General features: G+C 45.0%; 15 protein-coding genes, 3 rRNA genes and 1 pseudogene. 3 read left to right on the forward strand and 16 right to left on the reverse strand.

What is annotated here, in order from left to right:
• Window positions 1-42: 42 nt before the first annotated feature.
• The 3 genes from rrf to AOQ70_RS06115 all read right to left on the reverse strand — a co-directional run bounded on the left by rrf (window position 43) and on the right by AOQ70_RS06115 (window position 4871).
• A 5S ribosomal RNA gene (rrf, locus tag AOQ70_RS06105) occupies window positions 43-155 on the reverse strand.
• A 61-nt stretch (window positions 156-216) separates the two neighbouring features.
• Window positions 217-3142: ribosomal RNA gene (locus AOQ70_RS06110) — 23S ribosomal RNA — on the reverse strand.
• Between the two features lie 181 nt (window positions 3143-3323).
• Window positions 3324-4871, reverse strand: a 16S ribosomal RNA gene (locus AOQ70_RS06115).
• Together the 16S, 23S and 5S rRNA genes form the textbook arrangement of a ribosomal RNA operon.
• 377 nt (window positions 4872-5248) lie before the next feature.
• On the opposite strand from AOQ70_RS06115, the gene pdaB reads away from it, so the two are divergent.
• On the forward strand, window positions 5249-6013 hold the full coding sequence (pdaB, locus tag AOQ70_RS06120) for a polysaccharide deacetylase family sporulation protein PdaB (protein WP_024425619.1): 765 nt from the start codon (window positions 5249-5251) through the stop codon (window positions 6011-6013).
• Here the strand turns inward: pdaB and AOQ70_RS06125 are convergent.
• Window positions 6006-6608: a KinB-signaling pathway activation protein gene (locus tag AOQ70_RS06125; RefSeq protein ID WP_047203789.1), complete on the reverse strand. Its 603-nt coding sequence runs from the start codon at window positions 6606-6608 to the stop codon at window positions 6006-6008. The two genes, pdaB and AOQ70_RS06125, sit on opposite strands and share 8 nt — an antisense overlap.
• 90 nt (window positions 6609-6698) lie before the next feature.
• Here AOQ70_RS06125 and gerD point away from each other — a divergent pair, with 90 nt between their 5' ends.
• Window positions 6699-7286: a spore germination lipoprotein GerD gene (gene gerD, locus AOQ70_RS06130; protein ID WP_039176014.1), complete on the forward strand. Its 588-nt coding sequence runs from the start codon at window positions 6699-6701 to the stop codon at window positions 7284-7286.
• A gap of 37 nt (window positions 7287-7323) precedes the next feature.
• Here gerD and AOQ70_RS06135 read toward each other — a convergent pair whose 3' ends face one another.
• The 3 genes from AOQ70_RS06135 to AOQ70_RS06145 all read right to left on the reverse strand — a co-directional run bounded on the left by AOQ70_RS06135 (window position 7324) and on the right by AOQ70_RS06145 (window position 9701).
• A complete protein-coding gene (locus AOQ70_RS06135; protein ID WP_059375241.1) occupies window positions 7324-8382 on the reverse strand; it encodes an Mrp/NBP35 family ATP-binding protein in 1059 nt (352 codons plus the stop codon).
• A gap of 103 nt (window positions 8383-8485) precedes the next feature.
• Window positions 8486-9199 (reverse strand): N-acetylmuramoyl-L-alanine amidase CwlD, encoded by a 714-nt coding sequence (gene cwlD / locus AOQ70_RS06140; protein ID WP_034283867.1) that lies wholly within the window; start codon window positions 9197-9199, stop codon window positions 8486-8488.
• 58 nt (window positions 9200-9257) lie between these two features.
• Window positions 9258-9701: a YbaK family protein gene (locus AOQ70_RS06145; RefSeq protein ID WP_059375242.1), complete on the reverse strand. Its 444-nt coding sequence runs from the start codon at window positions 9699-9701 to the stop codon at window positions 9258-9260.
• A 151-nt stretch (window positions 9702-9852) separates the two neighbouring features.
• Between AOQ70_RS06145 and AOQ70_RS06150 the strand changes: the two genes are divergently transcribed.
• Window positions 9853-10422 carry a DUF4825 domain-containing protein gene (locus AOQ70_RS06150; RefSeq protein WP_059375243.1) on the forward strand — a complete coding sequence of 190 codons (570 nt, stop codon included), beginning with the start codon at window positions 9853-9855 and terminating at the stop codon, window positions 10420-10422.
• Window positions 10423-10458: 36 nt separating this feature from the next.
• On the opposite strand, the gene AOQ70_RS06155 is transcribed toward AOQ70_RS06150, so the two are convergent.
• From AOQ70_RS06155 to AOQ70_RS06195, 9 genes and pseudogenes are all read right to left on the reverse strand, one after another.
• Entirely contained in the window at window positions 10459-11472 is a 1014-nt protein-coding gene (locus AOQ70_RS06155; RefSeq protein ID WP_372556299.1) for a serine hydrolase, read from the reverse strand.
• Window positions 11473-11578: 106 nt separating this feature from the next.
• Window positions 11579-12052, reverse strand: a complete 474-nt coding sequence (locus tag AOQ70_RS06160) for a GNAT family N-acetyltransferase (RefSeq protein ID WP_156417735.1) — start codon at window positions 12050-12052, stop codon at window positions 11579-11581.
• 124 nt (window positions 12053-12176) lie between these two features.
• Complete coding sequence (locus AOQ70_RS06165) at window positions 12177-12701, reverse strand: GNAT family N-acetyltransferase (protein WP_059375246.1); 525 nt, start codon at window positions 12699-12701, stop codon at window positions 12177-12179.
• A gap of 174 nt (window positions 12702-12875) precedes the next feature.
• Window positions 12876-13268 (reverse strand): 30S ribosomal protein S9, encoded by a 393-nt coding sequence (gene rpsI / locus AOQ70_RS06170; protein ID WP_039175996.1) that lies wholly within the window; start codon window positions 13266-13268, stop codon window positions 12876-12878.
• 20 nt (window positions 13269-13288) lie between these two features.
• Window positions 13289-13726, reverse strand: coding sequence for a 50S ribosomal protein L13 (rplM, locus tag AOQ70_RS06175; protein WP_059375248.1), 438 nt, complete (start codon window positions 13724-13726; stop codon window positions 13289-13291).
• Window positions 13727-13891: 165 nt separating this feature from the next.
• Complete coding sequence (gene truA, locus AOQ70_RS06180; protein WP_047203795.1) at window positions 13892-14635, reverse strand: tRNA pseudouridine(38-40) synthase TruA; 744 nt, start codon at window positions 14633-14635, stop codon at window positions 13892-13894.
• A gap of 11 nt (window positions 14636-14646) precedes the next feature.
• On the reverse strand, window positions 14647-15444 hold the full coding sequence (locus AOQ70_RS06185; RefSeq protein WP_059375250.1) for an energy-coupling factor transporter transmembrane component T family protein: 798 nt from the start codon (window positions 15442-15444) through the stop codon (window positions 14647-14649).
• Window positions 15441-16311 (reverse strand): annotated as a pseudogene (locus AOQ70_RS06190) (energy-coupling factor ABC transporter ATP-binding protein). Before AOQ70_RS06190 ends, AOQ70_RS06185 begins: the two are co-directional and overlap by 4 nt.
• Entirely contained in the window at window positions 16287-17129 is an 843-nt protein-coding gene (locus AOQ70_RS06195) for an energy-coupling factor ABC transporter ATP-binding protein (protein WP_008356549.1), read from the reverse strand. Before AOQ70_RS06195 ends, AOQ70_RS06190 begins: the two are co-directional and overlap by 25 nt.
• Between the last annotated feature and the right edge of the window lie 84 nt (window positions 17130-17213).

A 17213-nucleotide genomic window follows, 5' to 3' on the forward strand; every position in this document is an offset into this window, starting at 1 on the left:
ATGATAAAGTAACTTCTTCCATTGGAAGGATATAAACAAAAAGCTTGGCGGCGTCCTACTCTCACAGGGGAACCCCAACTACCATCGGCGCTGAAGAGCTTAACTTCCGTGTTCGGTATGGGAACGGGTGTGACCTCTTCGCTATCGCCACCAAACCTGATGGAGAGAATGTTCTCTCAAAACTAGATAACAATGTTCATGCTTCACAAATGAATATAGGTTAAGTCCTCGATCTATTAGTATCTGTCAGCTCCACGTGTCACCACGCTTCCACCTCAGACCTATCAACCTGATCATCTTTCAGGGATCTTACTTCCTTGCGGAATGGGAAATCTCATCTTGAGGGGGGCTTCATGCTTAGATGCTTTCAGCACTTATCCCGTCCGCACATAGCTACCCAGCGATGCCCTTGGCAGAACAACTGGTACACCAGCGGTGCGTCCATCCCGGTCCTCTCGTACTAAGGACAGCTCCTCTCAAATTTCCTGCGCCCGCGACGGATAGGGACCGAACTGTCTCACGACGTTCTGAACCCAGCTCGCGTACCGCTTTAATGGGCGAACAGCCCAACCCTTGGGACCGACTACAGCCCCAGGATGCGATGAGCCGACATCGAGGTGCCAAACCTCCCCGTCGATGTGGACTCTTGGGGGAGATAAGCCTGTTATCCCCGGGGTAGCTTTTATCCGTTGAGCGATGGCCCTCCATGCGGAACCACCGGATCACTAAGCCCGACTTTCGTCCCTGCTCGACTTGTAGGTCTCGCAGTCAAGCTCCCTTGTGCCTTTACACTCTGCGAATGATTTCCAACCATTCTGAGGGAACCTTTGGGCGCCTCCGTTACATTTTAGGAGGCGACCGCCCCAGTCAAACTGCCCACCTGACACTGTCTCCCTGCCCGATAAGGGCAGCGGGTTAGAAGGTCAATACAGCCAGGGTAGTATCCCACCGATGCCTCCACCGAAGCTAGCGCTCCGGTTTCCAAGGCTCCTACCTATCCTGTACAAGCTGTACCAACATTCAATATCAGGCTGCAGTAAAGCTCCACGGGGTCTTTCCGTCCTGTCGCGGGTAACCTGCATCTTCACAGGTACTATAATTTCACCGAGTCTCTCGTTGAGACAGTGCCCAGATCGTTGCGCCTTTCGTGCGGGTCGGAACTTACCCGACAAGGAATTTCGCTACCTTAGGACCGTTATAGTTACGGCCGCCGTTTACTGGGGCTTCAATTCGCACCTTCGCTTACGCTAAGCGCTCCTCTTAACCTTCCAGCACCGGGCAGGCGTCAGCCTATACTTCGCCTTACGGCTTCGCAGAGACCTGTGTTTTTGCTAAACAGTCGCCTGGGCCTATTCACTGCGGCTTCTCGGGGCTTTAACACCCTAAGAAGCACCCCTTCTCCCGAAGTTACGGGGTCATTTTGCCGAGTTCCTTAACGAGAGTTCTCTCGATCACCTTAGGATTCTCTCCTCGCCTACCTGTGTCGGTTTGCGGTACGGGCACCTCTCACCTCGCTAGAGGCTTTTCTTGGCAGTGTGGAATCAGGAACTTCGCTACTAAATTTCGCTCGCCATCACAGCTCAGCCTTTATGGGAAACGGATTTGCCTATTTCCCAGCCTAACTGCTTGGACGCGGATATCCAATACCGCGCTTACCCTATCCTCCTGCGTCCCCCCATTGCTCAAATGGTGAGGAGGTGGTACAGGAATATCAACCTGTTGTCCATCGCCTACGCCTTTCGGCCTCGGCTTAGGTCCCGACTAACCCTGAGCGGACGAGCCTTCCTCAGGAAACCTTAGGCATTCGGTGGACGGGATTCTCACCCGTCTTTCGCTACTCATACCGGCATTCTCACTTCTAAGCGCTCCACCAGTCCTTCCGGTCTGGCTTCACAGCCCTTAGAACGCTCTCCTACCACTGTTCGTAAGAACAGTCCGCAGCTTCGGTGATACGTTTAGCCCCGGTACATTTTCGGCGCAGAGTCACTCGACCAGTGAGCTATTACGCACTCTTTAAATGGTGGCTGCTTCTAAGCCAACATCCTGGTTGTCTAAGCAACTCCACATCCTTTTCCACTTAACGTATACTTTGGGACCTTAGCTGGCGGTCTGGGCTGTTTCCCTTTCGACTACGGATCTTATCACTCGCAGTCTGACTCCCAAGGATAAGTCATCGGCATTCGGAGTTTGACTGAATTCGGTAACCCGGTAGGGCCCTAGTCCAATCAGTGCTCTACCTCCGAGACTCTTACCTTGAGGCTAGCCCTAAAGCTATTTCGGAGAGAACCAGCTATCTCCAGGTTCGATTGGCATTTCACCCCTACCCACACCTCATCCCCGCACTTTTCAACGTGCGTGGGTTCGGGCCTCCATTCAGTGTTACCTGAACTTCACCCTGGACATGGGTAGATCACCTGGTTTCGGGTCTACGACCACGTACTCATGCGCCCTATTCAGACTCGCTTTCGCTGCGGCTCCGCATCTTCTGCTTAACCTTGCACGGGATCGTAACTCGCCGGTTCATTCTACAAAAGGCACGCCATCACCCGTTAACGGGCTCTGACTACTTGTAGGCACACGGTTTCAGGATCTATTTCACTCCCCTTCCGGGGTGCTTTTCACCTTTCCCTCACGGTACTGGTTCACTATCGGTCACTAGGGAGTATTTAGCCTTGGGAGATGGTCCTCCCGGATTCCGACGGAATTTCACGTGTTCCGCCGTACTCAGGATCCACTCTGGAGAGAACAACATTTCAGTTACAGGGCTGTTACCTTCTTTGGCGGGCCTTTCCAGACCTCTTCGCTTATATCGTTCCTTTGTAACTCCGTATAGAGTGTCCTACAACCCCAAGAGGCAAGCCTCTTGGTTTGGGCTGTTCCCGTTTCGCTCGCCGCTACTCAGGGAATCGCATTTGCTTTCTCTTCCTCCGGGTACTTAGATGTTTCAGTTCCCCGGGTATGCCTTCTCATACTCTATGTATTCAAGTATGGATACTACTCCATTACGAGCAGTGGGTTTCCCCATTCGGAAATCTCCGGATCAAAGCTTGCTTACAGCTCCCCGAAGCATATCGGTGTTCGTCCCGTCCTTCATCGGCTCCTAGTGCCAAGGCATCCACCGTGCGCCCTTTCTAACTTAACCATTTCTTACTTTAGAAAGAATCACTATGTGTGATGAACTTTGCATTGCATTCAATGTGAATGTATTACTTATTGTTATCTAGTTTTCAAAGAACAATCCTGTCTCGCTAGAGACATGTTTTGAAGGAATGATCCTTCAAAACTAAACAAGACGAAAACGTACCTGCTCCATATATCCTTAGAAAGGAGGTGATCCAGCCGCACCTTCCGATACGGCTACCTTGTTACGACTTCACCCCAATCATCTGCCCCACCTTCGGCGGCTGGCTCCATAAAGGTTACCTCACCGACTTCGGGTGTTGCAAACTCTCGTGGTGTGACGGGCGGTGTGTACAAGGCCCGGGAACGTATTCACCGCGGCATGCTGATCCGCGATTACTAGCGATTCCAGCTTCACGCAGTCGAGTTGCAGACTGCGATCCGAACTGAGAACAGATTTATGGGATTGGCTAAACCTTGCGGTCTTGCAGCCCTTTGTTCTGTCCATTGTAGCACGTGTGTAGCCCAGGTCATAAGGGGCATGATGATTTGACGTCATCCCCACCTTCCTCCGGTTTGTCACCGGCAGTCACCTTAGAGTGCCCAACTGAATGCTGGCAACTAAGATCAAGGGTTGCGCTCGTTGCGGGACTTAACCCAACATCTCACGACACGAGCTGACGACAACCATGCACCACCTGTCACTCTGTCCCCGAAGGGAAAGCCCTATCTCTAGGGTTGTCAGAGGATGTCAAGACCTGGTAAGGTTCTTCGCGTTGCTTCGAATTAAACCACATGCTCCACCGCTTGTGCGGGCCCCCGTCAATTCCTTTGAGTTTCAGTCTTGCGACCGTACTCCCCAGGCGGAGTGCTTAATGCGTTAGCTGCAGCACTAAGGGGCGGAAACCCCCTAACACTTAGCACTCATCGTTTACGGCGTGGACTACCAGGGTATCTAATCCTGTTCGCTCCCCACGCTTTCGCTCCTCAGCGTCAGTTACAGACCAGAGAGTCGCCTTCGCCACTGGTGTTCCTCCACATCTCTACGCATTTCACCGCTACACGTGGAATTCCACTCTCCTCTTCTGCACTCAAGTTTCCCAGTTTCCAATGACCCTCCCCGGTTGAGCCGGGGCTTTCACATCAGACTTAAGAAACCGCCTGCGAGCCCTTTACGCCCAATAATTCCGGACAACGCTTGCCACCTACGTATTACCGCGGCTGCTGGCACGTAGTTAGCCGTGGCTTTCTGGTTAGGTACCGTCAAGGTGCGAGCAGTTACTCTCGCACTTGTTCTTCCCTAACAACAGAGCTTTACGATCCGAAAACCTTCATCACTCACGCGGCGTTGCTCCGTCAGACTTTCGTCCATTGCGGAAGATTCCCTACTGCTGCCTCCCGTAGGAGTCTGGGCCGTGTCTCAGTCCCAGTGTGGCCGATCACCCTCTCAGGTCGGCTACGCATCGTCGCCTTGGTGAGCCATTACCCCACCAACTAGCTAATGCGCCGCGGGTCCATCTGTAAGTGACAGCCGAAACCGTCTTTCATCCTTGAACCATGCGGTTCAAGGAACTATCCGGTATTAGCTCCGGTTTCCCGGAGTTATCCCAGTCTTACAGGCAGGTTACCCACGTGTTACTCACCCGTCCGCCGCTAACATCCGGGAGCAAGCTCCCTTCTGTCCGCTCGACTTGCATGTATTAGGCACGCCGCCAGCGTTCGTCCTGAGCCAGGATCAAACTCTCCGAAAAAGTACAAAACCGAAGTTTTGTTTTTCGTCAGTGTTTGACTGACTACCTATGAAGTATCATAGGATTTTTTATAAAAACTCGAATTAACAGGTACGTTTTGTCTTGTTTAGTTTTCAAAGATCATCTTCGCCGTTCTTAGCGGCTTTAATAATATAACATTTCGCTTCATCTTATGTCAACAACTTTTTTCAAGTTTATTTCCCGAAGCGTTTTGTGTTTGTCACTGTGTGTCAGCGACGATTAATAATATATCACGAAAACATTCTTTTGGTCAACGCCTTTTCAAAACTTTTTTTGAAATAGTTTTATTAAGCATCTTAAACCCTTGTCCTGCATACAATCAAGTAACAATCTTGGACAAGGCAGGAGTGTTTGAATTGAGTCGATTATATGTGTTGCCTATTAAACGGCTGAAGCAAGTTGTCATTATTCTTGTAGCAGCCCTTGCAGCTGCAACCTTTTTTTATGTACAAAAGGCACCGCCGCTGTCGGTATTTAAAACTGAACATGGACCCCGAGCCATTTATAAAGGAGAGACTTCATCAAAGCATGTCTCTCTCACTTTTAATATTGGCTGGGGGGATGAGAAGGCTGTTCCTATTTTAAATGTTCTTCGAGAGTACGGTATAAAGAACGCCACTTTCTTTCTGTCTGCTTCTTGGGCTGAGCGTCATCCTGATATCGTGAAACAAATTAGGGAGGACGGCCACCAAATCGGAAGCCTCGGCTATGCTTATAAAAATTATAGCCAGCTTGAGGATAGTGAGATCAAGCAAGATCTTGTCCGTGCACAAAATACATTTCAAAAGCTTGGACTAGATGACATTCAACTATTAAGACCGCCGACTGGACAGTTTAACGAAACAGCACTGAAAATTGCCACTCAGTACGGTTATACCGTTGTTCATTACAGCATTAATTCACAGGATTGGCTGAATCCGGGGGTCGACCAGATTGTTCAGAATGTAAATGACCGAATGAAAAGCGGAGACATTGTTCTCCTTCACGCCTCAGATTCAGCAACCCAAACCGCTCAAGCCTTACCTGCTATTTTGAAACAAATAAAAGAAAAGCATTTAAAAAATGTGACGGTTGGCGAACTGATCTCCAATACGAAAACAAAGTCATCGGAAGTTAAGTAGCTTTCGCTTTTGAAAACCGCGGCATCGCTAACAGCTGAAACGCATTACAGCCTAATAGCGGGAATAGCATTAAATACAGCCAGTCCTCTTCATTGACTCTGAGCGCCGGGAACCATTCTAACGACGTGATGACGACCATGAGAAACATTGCAGAAATAAATGTTTTCTTAGAGGACTGCTGCTGTTTAAAGTAAGCCACGATCAAAGCAAACACACCGATAAATAAAGGCAGCCACAAGTATGGAAGAAATGATTCATTCTCCCCGAAAAACAAAAATCGCAAGTAAGCTAAATCAAACAGCACAAAAATCACAAGAAACAGCTGAATGGTATTCCATAAAGAATGTGACCGGAAAATCTCTAACGCAAATCGGTGCACCGTCAAGAAGACAACAAACCCCATCTGGCTAATGACACTAAAGATCATCCCTACACCAATGAACCAAAACAACACAGATGCGATCTCTAGAATTTCAAACGATATAAAAAGCTTCTGATATTTTCCCCACTCCAGCGCAAAGCCTACCACGCTTGTAATGACCGCTCCAACAGCTAGCACAGAGAAGAAAAAACGAACTAAATCCCGACTTTTCATTGAATTGATCCAACCCCTATTTTTGTTATGTATAAATTTACGTGAAACATTCATATTAAAAGTAAGACATGTAACGAAAGGAGCCACAGTATGTCAAAAGGCATCTTGCGTATAGTGAGCTGTTTTCTTCTTTTATCTCTAACAGCTTGTGCTCCCAAAACCCAATCCTCATCTAATATGGACTATGACGAAACAAAAAAAATGGTCGTCGATATATTAAAGACAGATGACGGTAAAAAGGCCATTCAACAGTTATTAAATGACGAGGCAATGAATGAAGCTTTGGTAATGGATGAACAAACTGTGAAAAAAACGATAGAGAAAACACTGACTTCTGATAAAGGCAAAGAGTTCTGGAAGAAGGTCTTTGAGGATTCTAAGTTTGCCGAGACTTTCGCAAAATCCATGCAGCAACAGCATGAAAGGATGTTAAAACAGTTAATGAAGGATCCTGACTATCAACAACTGATGATGGATATTCTCAAGGATCCTGAAATGGAAAAGAAATACGGTGAACTGGTAAAAAGCAAAGAGTTTAGAAAGCACTTAGAAAAAGTCATTACGGAAACATTAAGCAGCCCTCTTTATAAGAAGAAATTCGAAGATGAGCTCAAAAAGGCAGCATCTGAAAGCAGCAGTGATTCCGGATCGCAAGGCAGCGAAGGAAGCGACAGTTAAACATCACCCGAGTGGCATTCATCCACTCGGGCTTTCATTATGCTTTCACTGCTAATTGTTCAATGACTTTATTCGCAATGTGTTGATACACTTCTCCTGTCGGATGACTTGCATCATAGACAGAAGGCGCGAAATCATCCTCATTCCAATCAGGCTGTCTTAAAGGAATTTGGCCAAGGACTGATACACGCAGCTCTTCAGCCAGCTTGTCCCCGCCGCCTTTTCCAAAGACGTATTCCTTTTCACCTGTTTTTTTGCTTTCATAATAGCTCATATTCTCAACGACACCGAGCACCTCATGATCTGTTTGCAGTGCCATTGCGCCTGCTCTTGCTGCAACGAAGGCAGCCGTAGGATGCGGTGTAGTAACAATGATTTCTTTACAGCTAGGCAGCATTGTATGAATATCAAGCGCCACATCTCCCGTTCCAGGCGGAAGGTCTAATAGTAAGTAATCTAATTCTCCCCACTCAACTTCGTTGAAGAAGTTATTTAACATTTTTCCAAGCATCGGCCCTCTCCAAATAACCGGTGCATTTTCTTCAACAAAAAAGCCCATTGAAATCACTTTGACTCCAAAGCGCTCCACAGGAATAATTTTTTCCCCTTTAACTGTTGGTCTGACAGTGATCCCCATCATATCCGGTACACTAAAGCCATAAATATCAGCATCAATCAGCCCGACTTTTTTCCCTAGACGAGCCAGTGCTACAGCAAGGTTAACAGAAACAGTCGATTTACCAACGCCACCCTTTCCACTAGCAATCGCTAAGAACTCAGGCGGGTTTTTAGAGTTAAGCAGGGTTTCTTCCTCTTCTTGTGATGGCATAAACTTTTCAAGTGTTTCCTGAGGCAGTTCCTCAAAACGAAGTCCTACTGTGTTAGCGCCTGCTGATTTCAAGGCTTGTACGATGTCTTGCTGCAGCTTCATCTGCTCAGCAGTGCCTGTTTTTGCAATAGCCACCTTAAGGCTCACATGCTCTTTCTCAGGCTTTAGGCTGATTTCCTTGATGGCATCCAGCTCACCAAGCGGTATATGAAGGAAAGGTTCGTCCATCTTCCCAACTAGTTTTCTCACATCATCTTGTCCGATCATAGCAGAACCTCACCCTTTATTGAATTCGTTTACAATCCAAGTATATCATACATATCCTTACAATGTCTGTCCTGTTTGCCTGCGATCAAAAGGAAAAAGCCCCTTATTCAGGCGGCTCTTTTTGCTCTGTTAAATATCTTAAAATCCCTTTATAAATAGAGGCGGCAATTTGATCCTGATATTTAGGTGTTGCCAGCTGGCCAGCCTCTTTTGGATTGGAGAGAAATCCAATTTCCACAAGAGCTCCTGGCTTTGTGACATTTTGCATTAAATAAATGCCGTTGATCCGCTTCGCCTTTCGATCTGTGTTTTCAAGGTTTCTGCGCAATTCATCTTGAATGAACTTCGCTGCCTTTTCATTTTCTTCATACTTTCCGTAAAAAAACGTCTGAGCCCCGCTCCATTTGTTAGATGGTATCGCATTTAAATGAATGCTTAAATAGAGATCCGCTTCAGATTCATTGATGACTTTGACGCGGTTCCTTAAATCCTCCGCTTTCTTCCGGGCATATCCCCTTGTATTCTTTGATGATAAATCAGAATCATCCTCTCGGGTCATGAGAACAAGCGCTCCCTGCTCTTGCAAATAGTCACGTATCTTCATGGATACATCTAGCGCAATCTCTTTCTCAAGCAGCTCTCCTCCTACAGCCCCGCCATCTGGACCACCGTGACCCGGATCTAAATAAATGATCTTCCCGCTTAGAGGCAAATTCCACGATTTCCACGAATCATCATTTAGAAATTGAAACCTGAATAAGAATAAGAGGACAATAAACCCAATTAAAAACCCTGTCCACTTCAGCTTTCTTTTCATCCCTGTCCCTCCCATACACCATTATTTTATAGATATGGGACAAGGGCTGGAAATATGCTTAGTGCAGCCGAAGCTTGTGTCTTTTTTCTGATTCACGAAAGCCTTCCTGCCACCACATGCTTAAAAATTCTTTCGCAGATGGATACAAACACGACATCTTCCGCTCCATACGGAACATATTCCCCCAAGATTGCAAGCATCCTGCCAGCTCTTCTATCAGCTCAGTTTCCTCCTGAGAGGACCGCTTCTTGATATTGTCGAACGATTCGCCGTATTTACTCGACTCACCGTACCTCCCGCCAGCTAAAAAAGCTTCAATGGCGAAATCGATACAGCCATCACTCATAATACCAGCTGGATCATCTGCAAATGGAAACAGCTTCTTCGTGAATTTTTCGGAAGCAGCCGTTACTTGTTGAAGAGACAATGTACGCAAAAGCTTCTTTTCAAGCGTGACATCTCGTTTTGTTTTCAATTGATAAAATGAAAGCACTTCTGCCATGGACTGAACTCCTTTTTTCTTTGTATTGTTCGTTGGTTTGAACAAAACATGCAGTTCAGTAAATGGAAATGACGGTCAGTGAACGATCGTAATGGAAAATTGTGATAAAATAGACATTTAATATAGAAAGAATGATAAAGGGGCAAAATCAATGAAGAAATGGATATATATCCTGCTGCTATTAACAGTCGTCTTATCTGCATGCAGCAGTCAAGCCACAGAGAAAAAGAGCGATATAAAAGGAATAGAAGACATATCCTTAAAACAACTTTCAAAACACAAAAACACGTATCTCGGTGACAATTCAGCCATTCGTGAAATATTATCAAATCTTCCTGGAGGAGTAATTCGTGAATTTGAAATCATCGATGGAAAAGCATTAGACGTCACATATGGGGCAAAAGAAAATGACAGCTATACAGAAGAACAGTTTGACGCCTTCTGGTTTGATCAAAAGGACACGATCGAAAAAACGTATTTATACAACGCAATCGCACTTTTTATTCTTATCGATAATGTAGAGCAAGTAACACTCAAGATGAACTCTAACGATGAGCCGTCCGTCCCGTTTAAAAGAAAACAGCTAGAAAAAAAGCTCCCTCACTCTTTTAAAAAGTACAAAGATGATACAGCGCTTTGGCAAAAGGAACTGGTTGATGGAGTTGTGAAGTCAAAAGAGAAACGCCAAGATGTATACAAAGCGTTTCCAATGCAGAAATAATAAAACAGAGGGATTTGCCCCTCTGTTTTTTGATGTTTATGTAGTGATAGCCTGAATCAAACGTTGTCGAAAGTTTTGATCCACTGCTGCAGTAAGCATAAATTCGTTGAATACTTCCCCAATCCAGTGAGAATTCTTCGCCTTTGGATCATTGATAAAAAGAGAAATGGATATAGATGAGATATCCGTTTTTCGATATAAAGCCGCTGTGAAAACAAACAATGTCGCTCCGCCTTTATACCAAATATATTGATCTTTTTCCGTCTTCAATGTTTCACCCAGCACAATTTGGCTAAAAAGACCCTTTTCTTCTGTTGTTAACAGCTCATCCTGCAGACGTTTCATAAAATGTGCATATTGATTGGTTGTAGACTTTGTCAACTTTTGTGTCAGTAATGATTGAATACGAAAGCTTAATAAGTCCTTTTCCATTATTTTTTCCTCTAACATCTTTTTATGCTCTGGGTCATTTTTCATGATATTAAAAATCTCATTCATTAGAGATTTATATTGTTCATGAGATACACCGCTCATTTGCTTTAATGCATCCTGTTCATGATCAGATACATAAGCAGGCCACAACAACTTTGGGGTCAGCGGAATGAGTTCATCATGTTCTGTGAGACCTGCTTGTTTCATCTGATCATTGATCTTTTCTAAGTCGAGCAAGTCAATCAAATAATCAGTACAAGCATTCGAACTGAATTGCATCATTCCTTTGGCAACATCTAATAAAGTTGCATGCTCAGAAAAAGCGTTGACCTCTAGCCAGTATGTGTGAGCACCGCCATCTGTTCTATCAATATAAAACCGCTCTATGTCCGCCAATGCCACTTTTTCATCTAGCTTGATGTCACCGCTGGATACAGCTTTAACAAAATGAAACAAAACCATTAATTTTACCGTACTTGCAAGTGGTGTTTTTTGATCACCATTCCACTCTAACACCACATCTTCATTTTCAATGATTGTTACTGATACGTCCTTTTTGTTTTTTGTGACAAATGTCAAAAGGTCTTCTTTTGTTTCCTTTAAACCGATTTTCTGCAACATGTTTCTCCTTTCAAAATAGGATTTATATATTCAATATAACAAATATTTCAAATAAAGGCACAAAAAAGGCAGAGGCTCTTGAATCCTCCGCTTCTTGATATCCTTATTCATGGGGCAAATGCAGCTTCATTCCTTCATGAGTGGCTTCAAACCCTAATTTCTCATAAAAATGTCGTGCTTCTGGCCTCTGTTTATCTGTTGTCAGCTGAATCATATGACAGCCGCGGTCGCTTGCGCGTTGAATGGCCCACTTGATAAGCAGCGAACCGACTCCTTTTCCTCTATGACTCGAAGCCGTACGAACTCCTTCAATGGATGCTCTCCATCCCCCTTGATGTGTAAGAAATGGCGTCATGGTTAACTGAAGAACACCAACTGCTCCTTCCTGATCACACGCAACAATGAGTTCAATATTTGGATCAGCTTCGATTGAATGAAAGGCTTTGATATAGCTTTCTAATAATGGGCGAGTGTAACGCTCTCTCTTTTGACCTAACTTATCATCTGAAAGCATGAAGACGATTTTGTCGAGGTCTTCTTGCACGGCTTCTCTAAATGTCAATTGATTTAAATTCAATGAAAGCACCTCCTATGATGGATGGAAGACTGTTTTCACTTACCAAAATACCAGTTAAGAGCGTTCTCATATAAGATTTGATCAGCTGCTTTTTCATCAAAGTATTTCATACTATGAAAACTGATCAAGCCCTCTTCACGAACCATTCCTCTTGTAAGATGGCATAGTAACACTCATCCCACCACTCATTTCCTTGTGGTATACATTTTTTAAAATACCCCTCTCTCCTCATCCCCAATTTCTCCATCACTTTCCACGATGGCACATTTTCAGGCTGACAAGTCGCAATGATTCGATGTAAGTTCAGAGTGTAAAAACCATGATGCAGAACGGCATAAGCCGCTTCTGATGCATAGCCCTTGTTTTGATAGGCAGGATTGAAAACCCAGCCAATCTCATATGTGTGCTCACCAAAAGTTGGATGGAACACGATATGCCCGATGCATATCTGATCTACTTTTAATATGACAGCAAAATTCTTGGCTGCTTTAAGACGATTATTTTTAACAAATTCCTGCGCATTTTCTTTAGAAAAAACACCTTCCGGAATATACTTCATTACCGCCGGATCAGATGTATATGCATAAACATCATGCCAATCATCCTCAGAAAATGATCGAATGATACACCTTTCTGTTGTTAGATTCATATGACACCCTCCATAGACTTCGTTTTTTAAACAGAAACCTTGCTATGATCCTATTTTATATGTTTCCAAACAGAAAAAAACACAAATAAAAAAGCACCAGCAGGATGCTGATGCTTTTTTATAAGGTTTGTCTGTAACAAACCTTTGTAAAACGTCCATACAATATAAAATTGATTAACGTTTTGAGAACTGAGGTGCGCGACGTGCGCCTTTAAGACCGTATTTCTTACGCTCTTTCATACGTGGGTCACGAGTAAGAAGTCCAGCACGTTTAAGTGATGTACGGTACTCAGGATCTACTTCTAGAAGAGCACGAGAGATACCGTGACGAATTGCTCCAGCTTGACCAGAGAATCCACCACCGTGAACATTTACAAGAACATCGTAGCTGTTAGCTGTTTCTGTGATGTTCAAAGGCTGTTTCACGTCTTCGATTAAAGCAGCGAATGGAATGTATTCAGTAATTTCACGATTATTAACGACGATACGGCCTTCACCTGGAACTAAGCGAACGCGCGCTACAGAACTTTTACGACGACCTGTACCGTAATATTGAACCTGTGCCAAATTGTTAACCTCCCTTATAATTAACCGCGAAGTTCGTAAACTTCAGGTTGTTGTGCTTGATGTGGATGCTCAGAACCACGGTACACATTTAATTTTTTGAACATTTGACGACCTAGTGAACCCTTTGGAAGCATACCTTTGATAGCAAGCTCCAACATTTTTTCAGGGTAGTTTGTACGCATCTCAAGAGCAGTTCTTTGTTTCAAACCACCTGGGTGCATAGTGTGACGGTAGTAAATTTTGTCCGTCAATTTCTTACCAGTTAATTCGATTTTCTCAGCATTGATGATGATGACATGATCACCTGTATCAACGTGTGGTGTATAAGTTGGTTTGTGCTTACCGCGCAAAAGTGATGCTACTTCAGTAGAAAGACGACCTAGAGTCTTGCCTGCCGCATCAACAACTAGCCATTTGCGCTCAATTGTGCTTGCGTTCGCCATTGGTGTTGTACGCATGAGTTTCCCTCCTAAATAAATCAATGAATTTTCCTTGAATCAAATGCTACGTTCTATTTCAAAACACAGATAAGTCTTCCGGGGCTTATTTGTGGGGTTGAAATACATACCATATGATATCTTATAACTTTCTGCTTCCTGTGTCAAGAACATGTTACACCTGGTTTAGTTGTCATAGAAAACTTCCCATAAATACAGTCCGTGACTAGGCGCAGTCTTGCCTGCCGCTTCGCGATTTCGGGCGGCAAGCATGGCTTTTATCTCCTCAGGGTGAAATTTACCAGAACCGATTTCAAGCAACGTTCCAGCGATAATCCTTACCATGTTGTATAAAAAACCATTCCCTCTCACACGCATTTCAAGCCCGTCTGAGACGTTTTTCCACTCAAGGGCATAAATATCCCTCACCTTGTCCTGAACCTCTGTATTGGCCGCACAAAAGCTTGTAAAATCATGTGTCCCAATTAAGTGCTCAGCGGCTTCTCTCATTTTATCGATATCCAGCCGGTAAGGATAGTGGCAGGCATACTGTCTCGTGAACACATTTTGGTGTGTTTCTGTTGAGACCTTATAACGGTACTCCTTCGAAACAACACCAAATCTGGCATGAAACGAGTCATCGACCTCCTCAGCCTTTAAAACACGGATATCATCCGGCAGCAGGCTGTTGAGAGCAAAAGGCCATCTCTCCATCGGAATCGAGAGCGGGGTGTCAAAATGGATGACCTGTCCCTTTGCATGAACACCGCTGTCTGTCCGGCCGGAAGCCACAATCGGAATCAGTTCATCCTGTTTGTGCATTCTTGCAAGGGCAGACTCGATCTCCGTCTGTACGGTTCGCTGCCCTGGCTGCACCTGATAGCCTTTAAAATGTGTCCCATCGTAGGATACAGTACATTTGACCTTCATCTAGGAATCACCTAATTTCTAAGCAGCACAAGGAGCGCTGTTAACAGGATGAATAGAAGCAGCGTGAACGTGTCCTTCATACCCCAGACAAGCTGACGGTATTTCGTCCGTCCTTCTCCCCCGCGGTAGCCTCTCGCTTCCATCGCTGTCGCCAGTTCCTCTGCACGCTTAAACGCACTGACGAAAAGGGGAACAAGCAAAGGAACGATGGCTTTCATGCGATCCTTTAAAGGTCCGCTTGTAAAATCAACGCCTCGAGCCATTTGTGCCTTCATGATTTTGTCCGTCTCTTCTAGTAAAGTCGGAATAAACCGAAGTGAGATGGACATCATGAGAGCAAGCTCATGAACAGGCAGTTTGATTTTACGGAATGGGTGCAGCAGTTTCTCCATTCCGTCTGTCACTTCTATAGGCGTTGTGGTTAACGTAAGAAGTGTCGTCATCATAATGAGATAGACAAAACGGAGTGAAATGAAGATCCCCTGCTTTAAACCTTCTTCATAAATCTTCAGAAAACCAAAGTGGAATAGCAAGGCGCCATCCTTTGTCATGAAAATATGCAGAATAAAGGTAAACAGGACAATCCATAGGATCGGCTTCATTCCCTTGAGAATAAAGTATAGCGGCACCTGAGAAACCATCACCACAAGAATGGTAAAGACACCTAAAAGCCCGTAAGTGATGTAATTATTAGCAAAAAAGACAATAAAGACAAAAAAGAAAATTGATAACAGCTTTGTCCTTGGATCAAGACGATGGACAAAGGATGAACCTGGCACATATTTGCCGATAATCATACTATCCATCATGATGTCGTGTCCTCCTGATAAAGAGCTGTTAAGGCTTCTGCCATTTCATCCATGGTCAGAAGCGGCCTAGGAAACGTAATACCTAGCTTTTCTTCTACAGTCTGCTGGAATTTAATCGTTTCCGGGAGGTCGAGACCAAACGAAGACATGTCTGTACGATTGTCAAACAACTCTCTCGGTGTGCCTGTCGCCTTCACTGTCCCTTTATGCATCACAATCATTTGATCCGCATAATGAGCGGCGTCCTCCATACTGTGTGTGACTAGGATCGTGGTGAGGTTTGCCTTTTGATGAAGGTCATAGAACATGTCCATAATTTCCTTCCGCCCGCGTGGATCCAGTCCAGCAGTCGGCTCATCAAGCACAAGCACTTCTGGCTCCATCGCTAAAACGCCAGCAATCGCCACACGTCTCATTTGACCACCGCTTAGTTCAAAGGGAGATCGAGATAATAGGGATTCAGGAAGACCCACCAGTTTCAGCATCTCCTTCGCCTTCGCTTCTGCTTTCTCTTGAGGAACACCGAAGTTCATCGGGCCGAAGCAGATATCCTTGAGGATGGTTTCCTCAAAGAGCTGATGCTCAGGAAACTGAAACACGATGCCTACCTTTTTCCGGAGGGGTTTCATATCCTTCTGCTTTTTTATTGGCTTGTAAAACTGTCTCTCCAAGCGCAATGCTCCCCTTCGTTGGTTTGAGCAATCCATTTAAATGCTGCAGCAATGTAGACTTGCCAGAGCCCGTATGACCAATGACAGCGACATAGCTGCCCTCTTTGATGGAAGCATTGACATCATACAAAGCGAGACGCTCAAACGGCGTTTTCATTTGATAACGATGCTCTAATTCTTTGATCGTAATGTCCATAGCTCTTTCACCAATCCTTCTTGTGTCAAATGGGCATTTGCAAGCGGCACACCTTGCTGCTTCAATTGCTTGCTCAATCGATAGGAGAATGGCAGATCAAGTCCAATCTGAACCAGCTGTTCATCTAGTTCAAATACTTCCTCTGGCGTTCCCTCGGCAAATTTCTTCCCGCCATTCATCACAATGACGCGGTCTGCCTTGGCAGCCTCGTCTAAATCATGTGTGATGGAAATGACTGTGACTGTTCCTTGTTCCTTCAGTAGTCTAACAGTCTCTAACACTTCTTCACGGCCAATCGGATCAAGCATTGATGTTGCTTCATCCAAGATCATGATGTCAGGGCTTGCGGCAAGCACACCTGCAATAGCGACTCTCTGCTTCTGCCCGCCTGATAGATGGTGCGGCTCTTGATCAAGAAACTCCTGCATATTGACCTGTTTGACAGCCCAATCTACACGTTCTATCATCAATTCCCGCTCAACCCCGTTATTTTCTAAACCAAAAGCCACATCATCACGAACCGTTGAGCCCACAAATTGGTTATCTGGGTTTTGAAAGACCATTCCGACCTTTTTGCGAATATCCCAGACACTTTCTTCTTTGAGCTCAATCTCTCCAACCTTGACCGTACCAGCATCCGGTAAAATGAGCCCATTCAGCACACGGGCAAGTGTGGATTTACCTGAACCGTTATGACCAACAATGGCGAGCCATTCATTTTGATTCACATGCAGTGACACTTGATCTAAAGCGGGCTTGTCCGCATCCTTGTGATAACGAAATACAATGTCCTTTACGTCAATTAATGTCTTCCCCATCTCTACCGGACCTCCTCTCAGCTCAACCTCTTCTTTGCTTATTCCTAAAAAAAGCCGTAGTACCTAAAAAAGGGCATAGATCCA

The sequence above is a fragment of the Bacillus sp. AM 13(2015) genome (genome assembly GCF_001518755.1).
GTDB classification, from domain to species: domain Bacteria; phylum Bacillota; class Bacilli; order Bacillales; family Bacillaceae; genus Bacillus; species Bacillus safensis.

What these genes read in the sequence shown, in the direction of transcription:
- AOQ70_RS06125 (WP_047203789.1), bottom strand. Translation starts at nt 6,608, where the DNA reads ATGAAAAGTCGGGATTTAGTTCGTTTTTTCTTCTCTGTGCTAGCTGTT.
- gerD (WP_039176014.1), top strand. Translation starts at nt 6,699, where the DNA reads ATGTCAAAAGGCATCTTGCGTATAGTGAGCTGTTTTCTTCTTTTATCT.
- AOQ70_RS06135 (WP_059375241.1), bottom strand. Translation starts at nt 8,382, where the DNA reads ATGATCGGACAAGATGATGTGAGAAAACTAGTTGGGAAGATGGACGAA.
- cwlD (WP_034283867.1), bottom strand. Translation starts at nt 9,199, where the DNA reads ATGAAAAGAAAGCTGAAGTGGACAGGGTTTTTAATTGGGTTTATTGTC.
- AOQ70_RS06145 (WP_059375242.1), bottom strand. Translation starts at nt 9,701, where the DNA reads ATGGCAGAAGTGCTTTCATTTTATCAATTGAAAACAAAACGAGATGTC.
- AOQ70_RS06150 (WP_059375243.1), top strand. Translation starts at nt 9,853, where the DNA reads ATGAAGAAATGGATATATATCCTGCTGCTATTAACAGTCGTCTTATCT.
- AOQ70_RS06165 (WP_059375246.1), bottom strand. Translation starts at nt 12,701, where the DNA reads ATGAATCTAACAACAGAAAGGTGTATCATTCGATCATTTTCTGAGGAT.
- rplM (WP_059375248.1), bottom strand. Translation starts at nt 13,726, where the DNA reads ATGCGTACAACACCAATGGCGAACGCAAGCACAATTGAGCGCAAATGG.
- truA (WP_047203795.1), bottom strand. Translation starts at nt 14,635, where the DNA reads ATGAAGGTCAAATGTACTGTATCCTACGATGGGACACATTTTAAAGGC.
- AOQ70_RS06185 (WP_059375250.1), bottom strand. Translation starts at nt 15,444, where the DNA reads ATGATGGATAGTATGATTATCGGCAAATATGTGCCAGGTTCATCCTTT.
- AOQ70_RS06195 (WP_008356549.1), bottom strand. Translation starts at nt 17,129, where the DNA reads ATGGGGAAGACATTAATTGACGTAAAGGACATTGTATTTCGTTATCAC.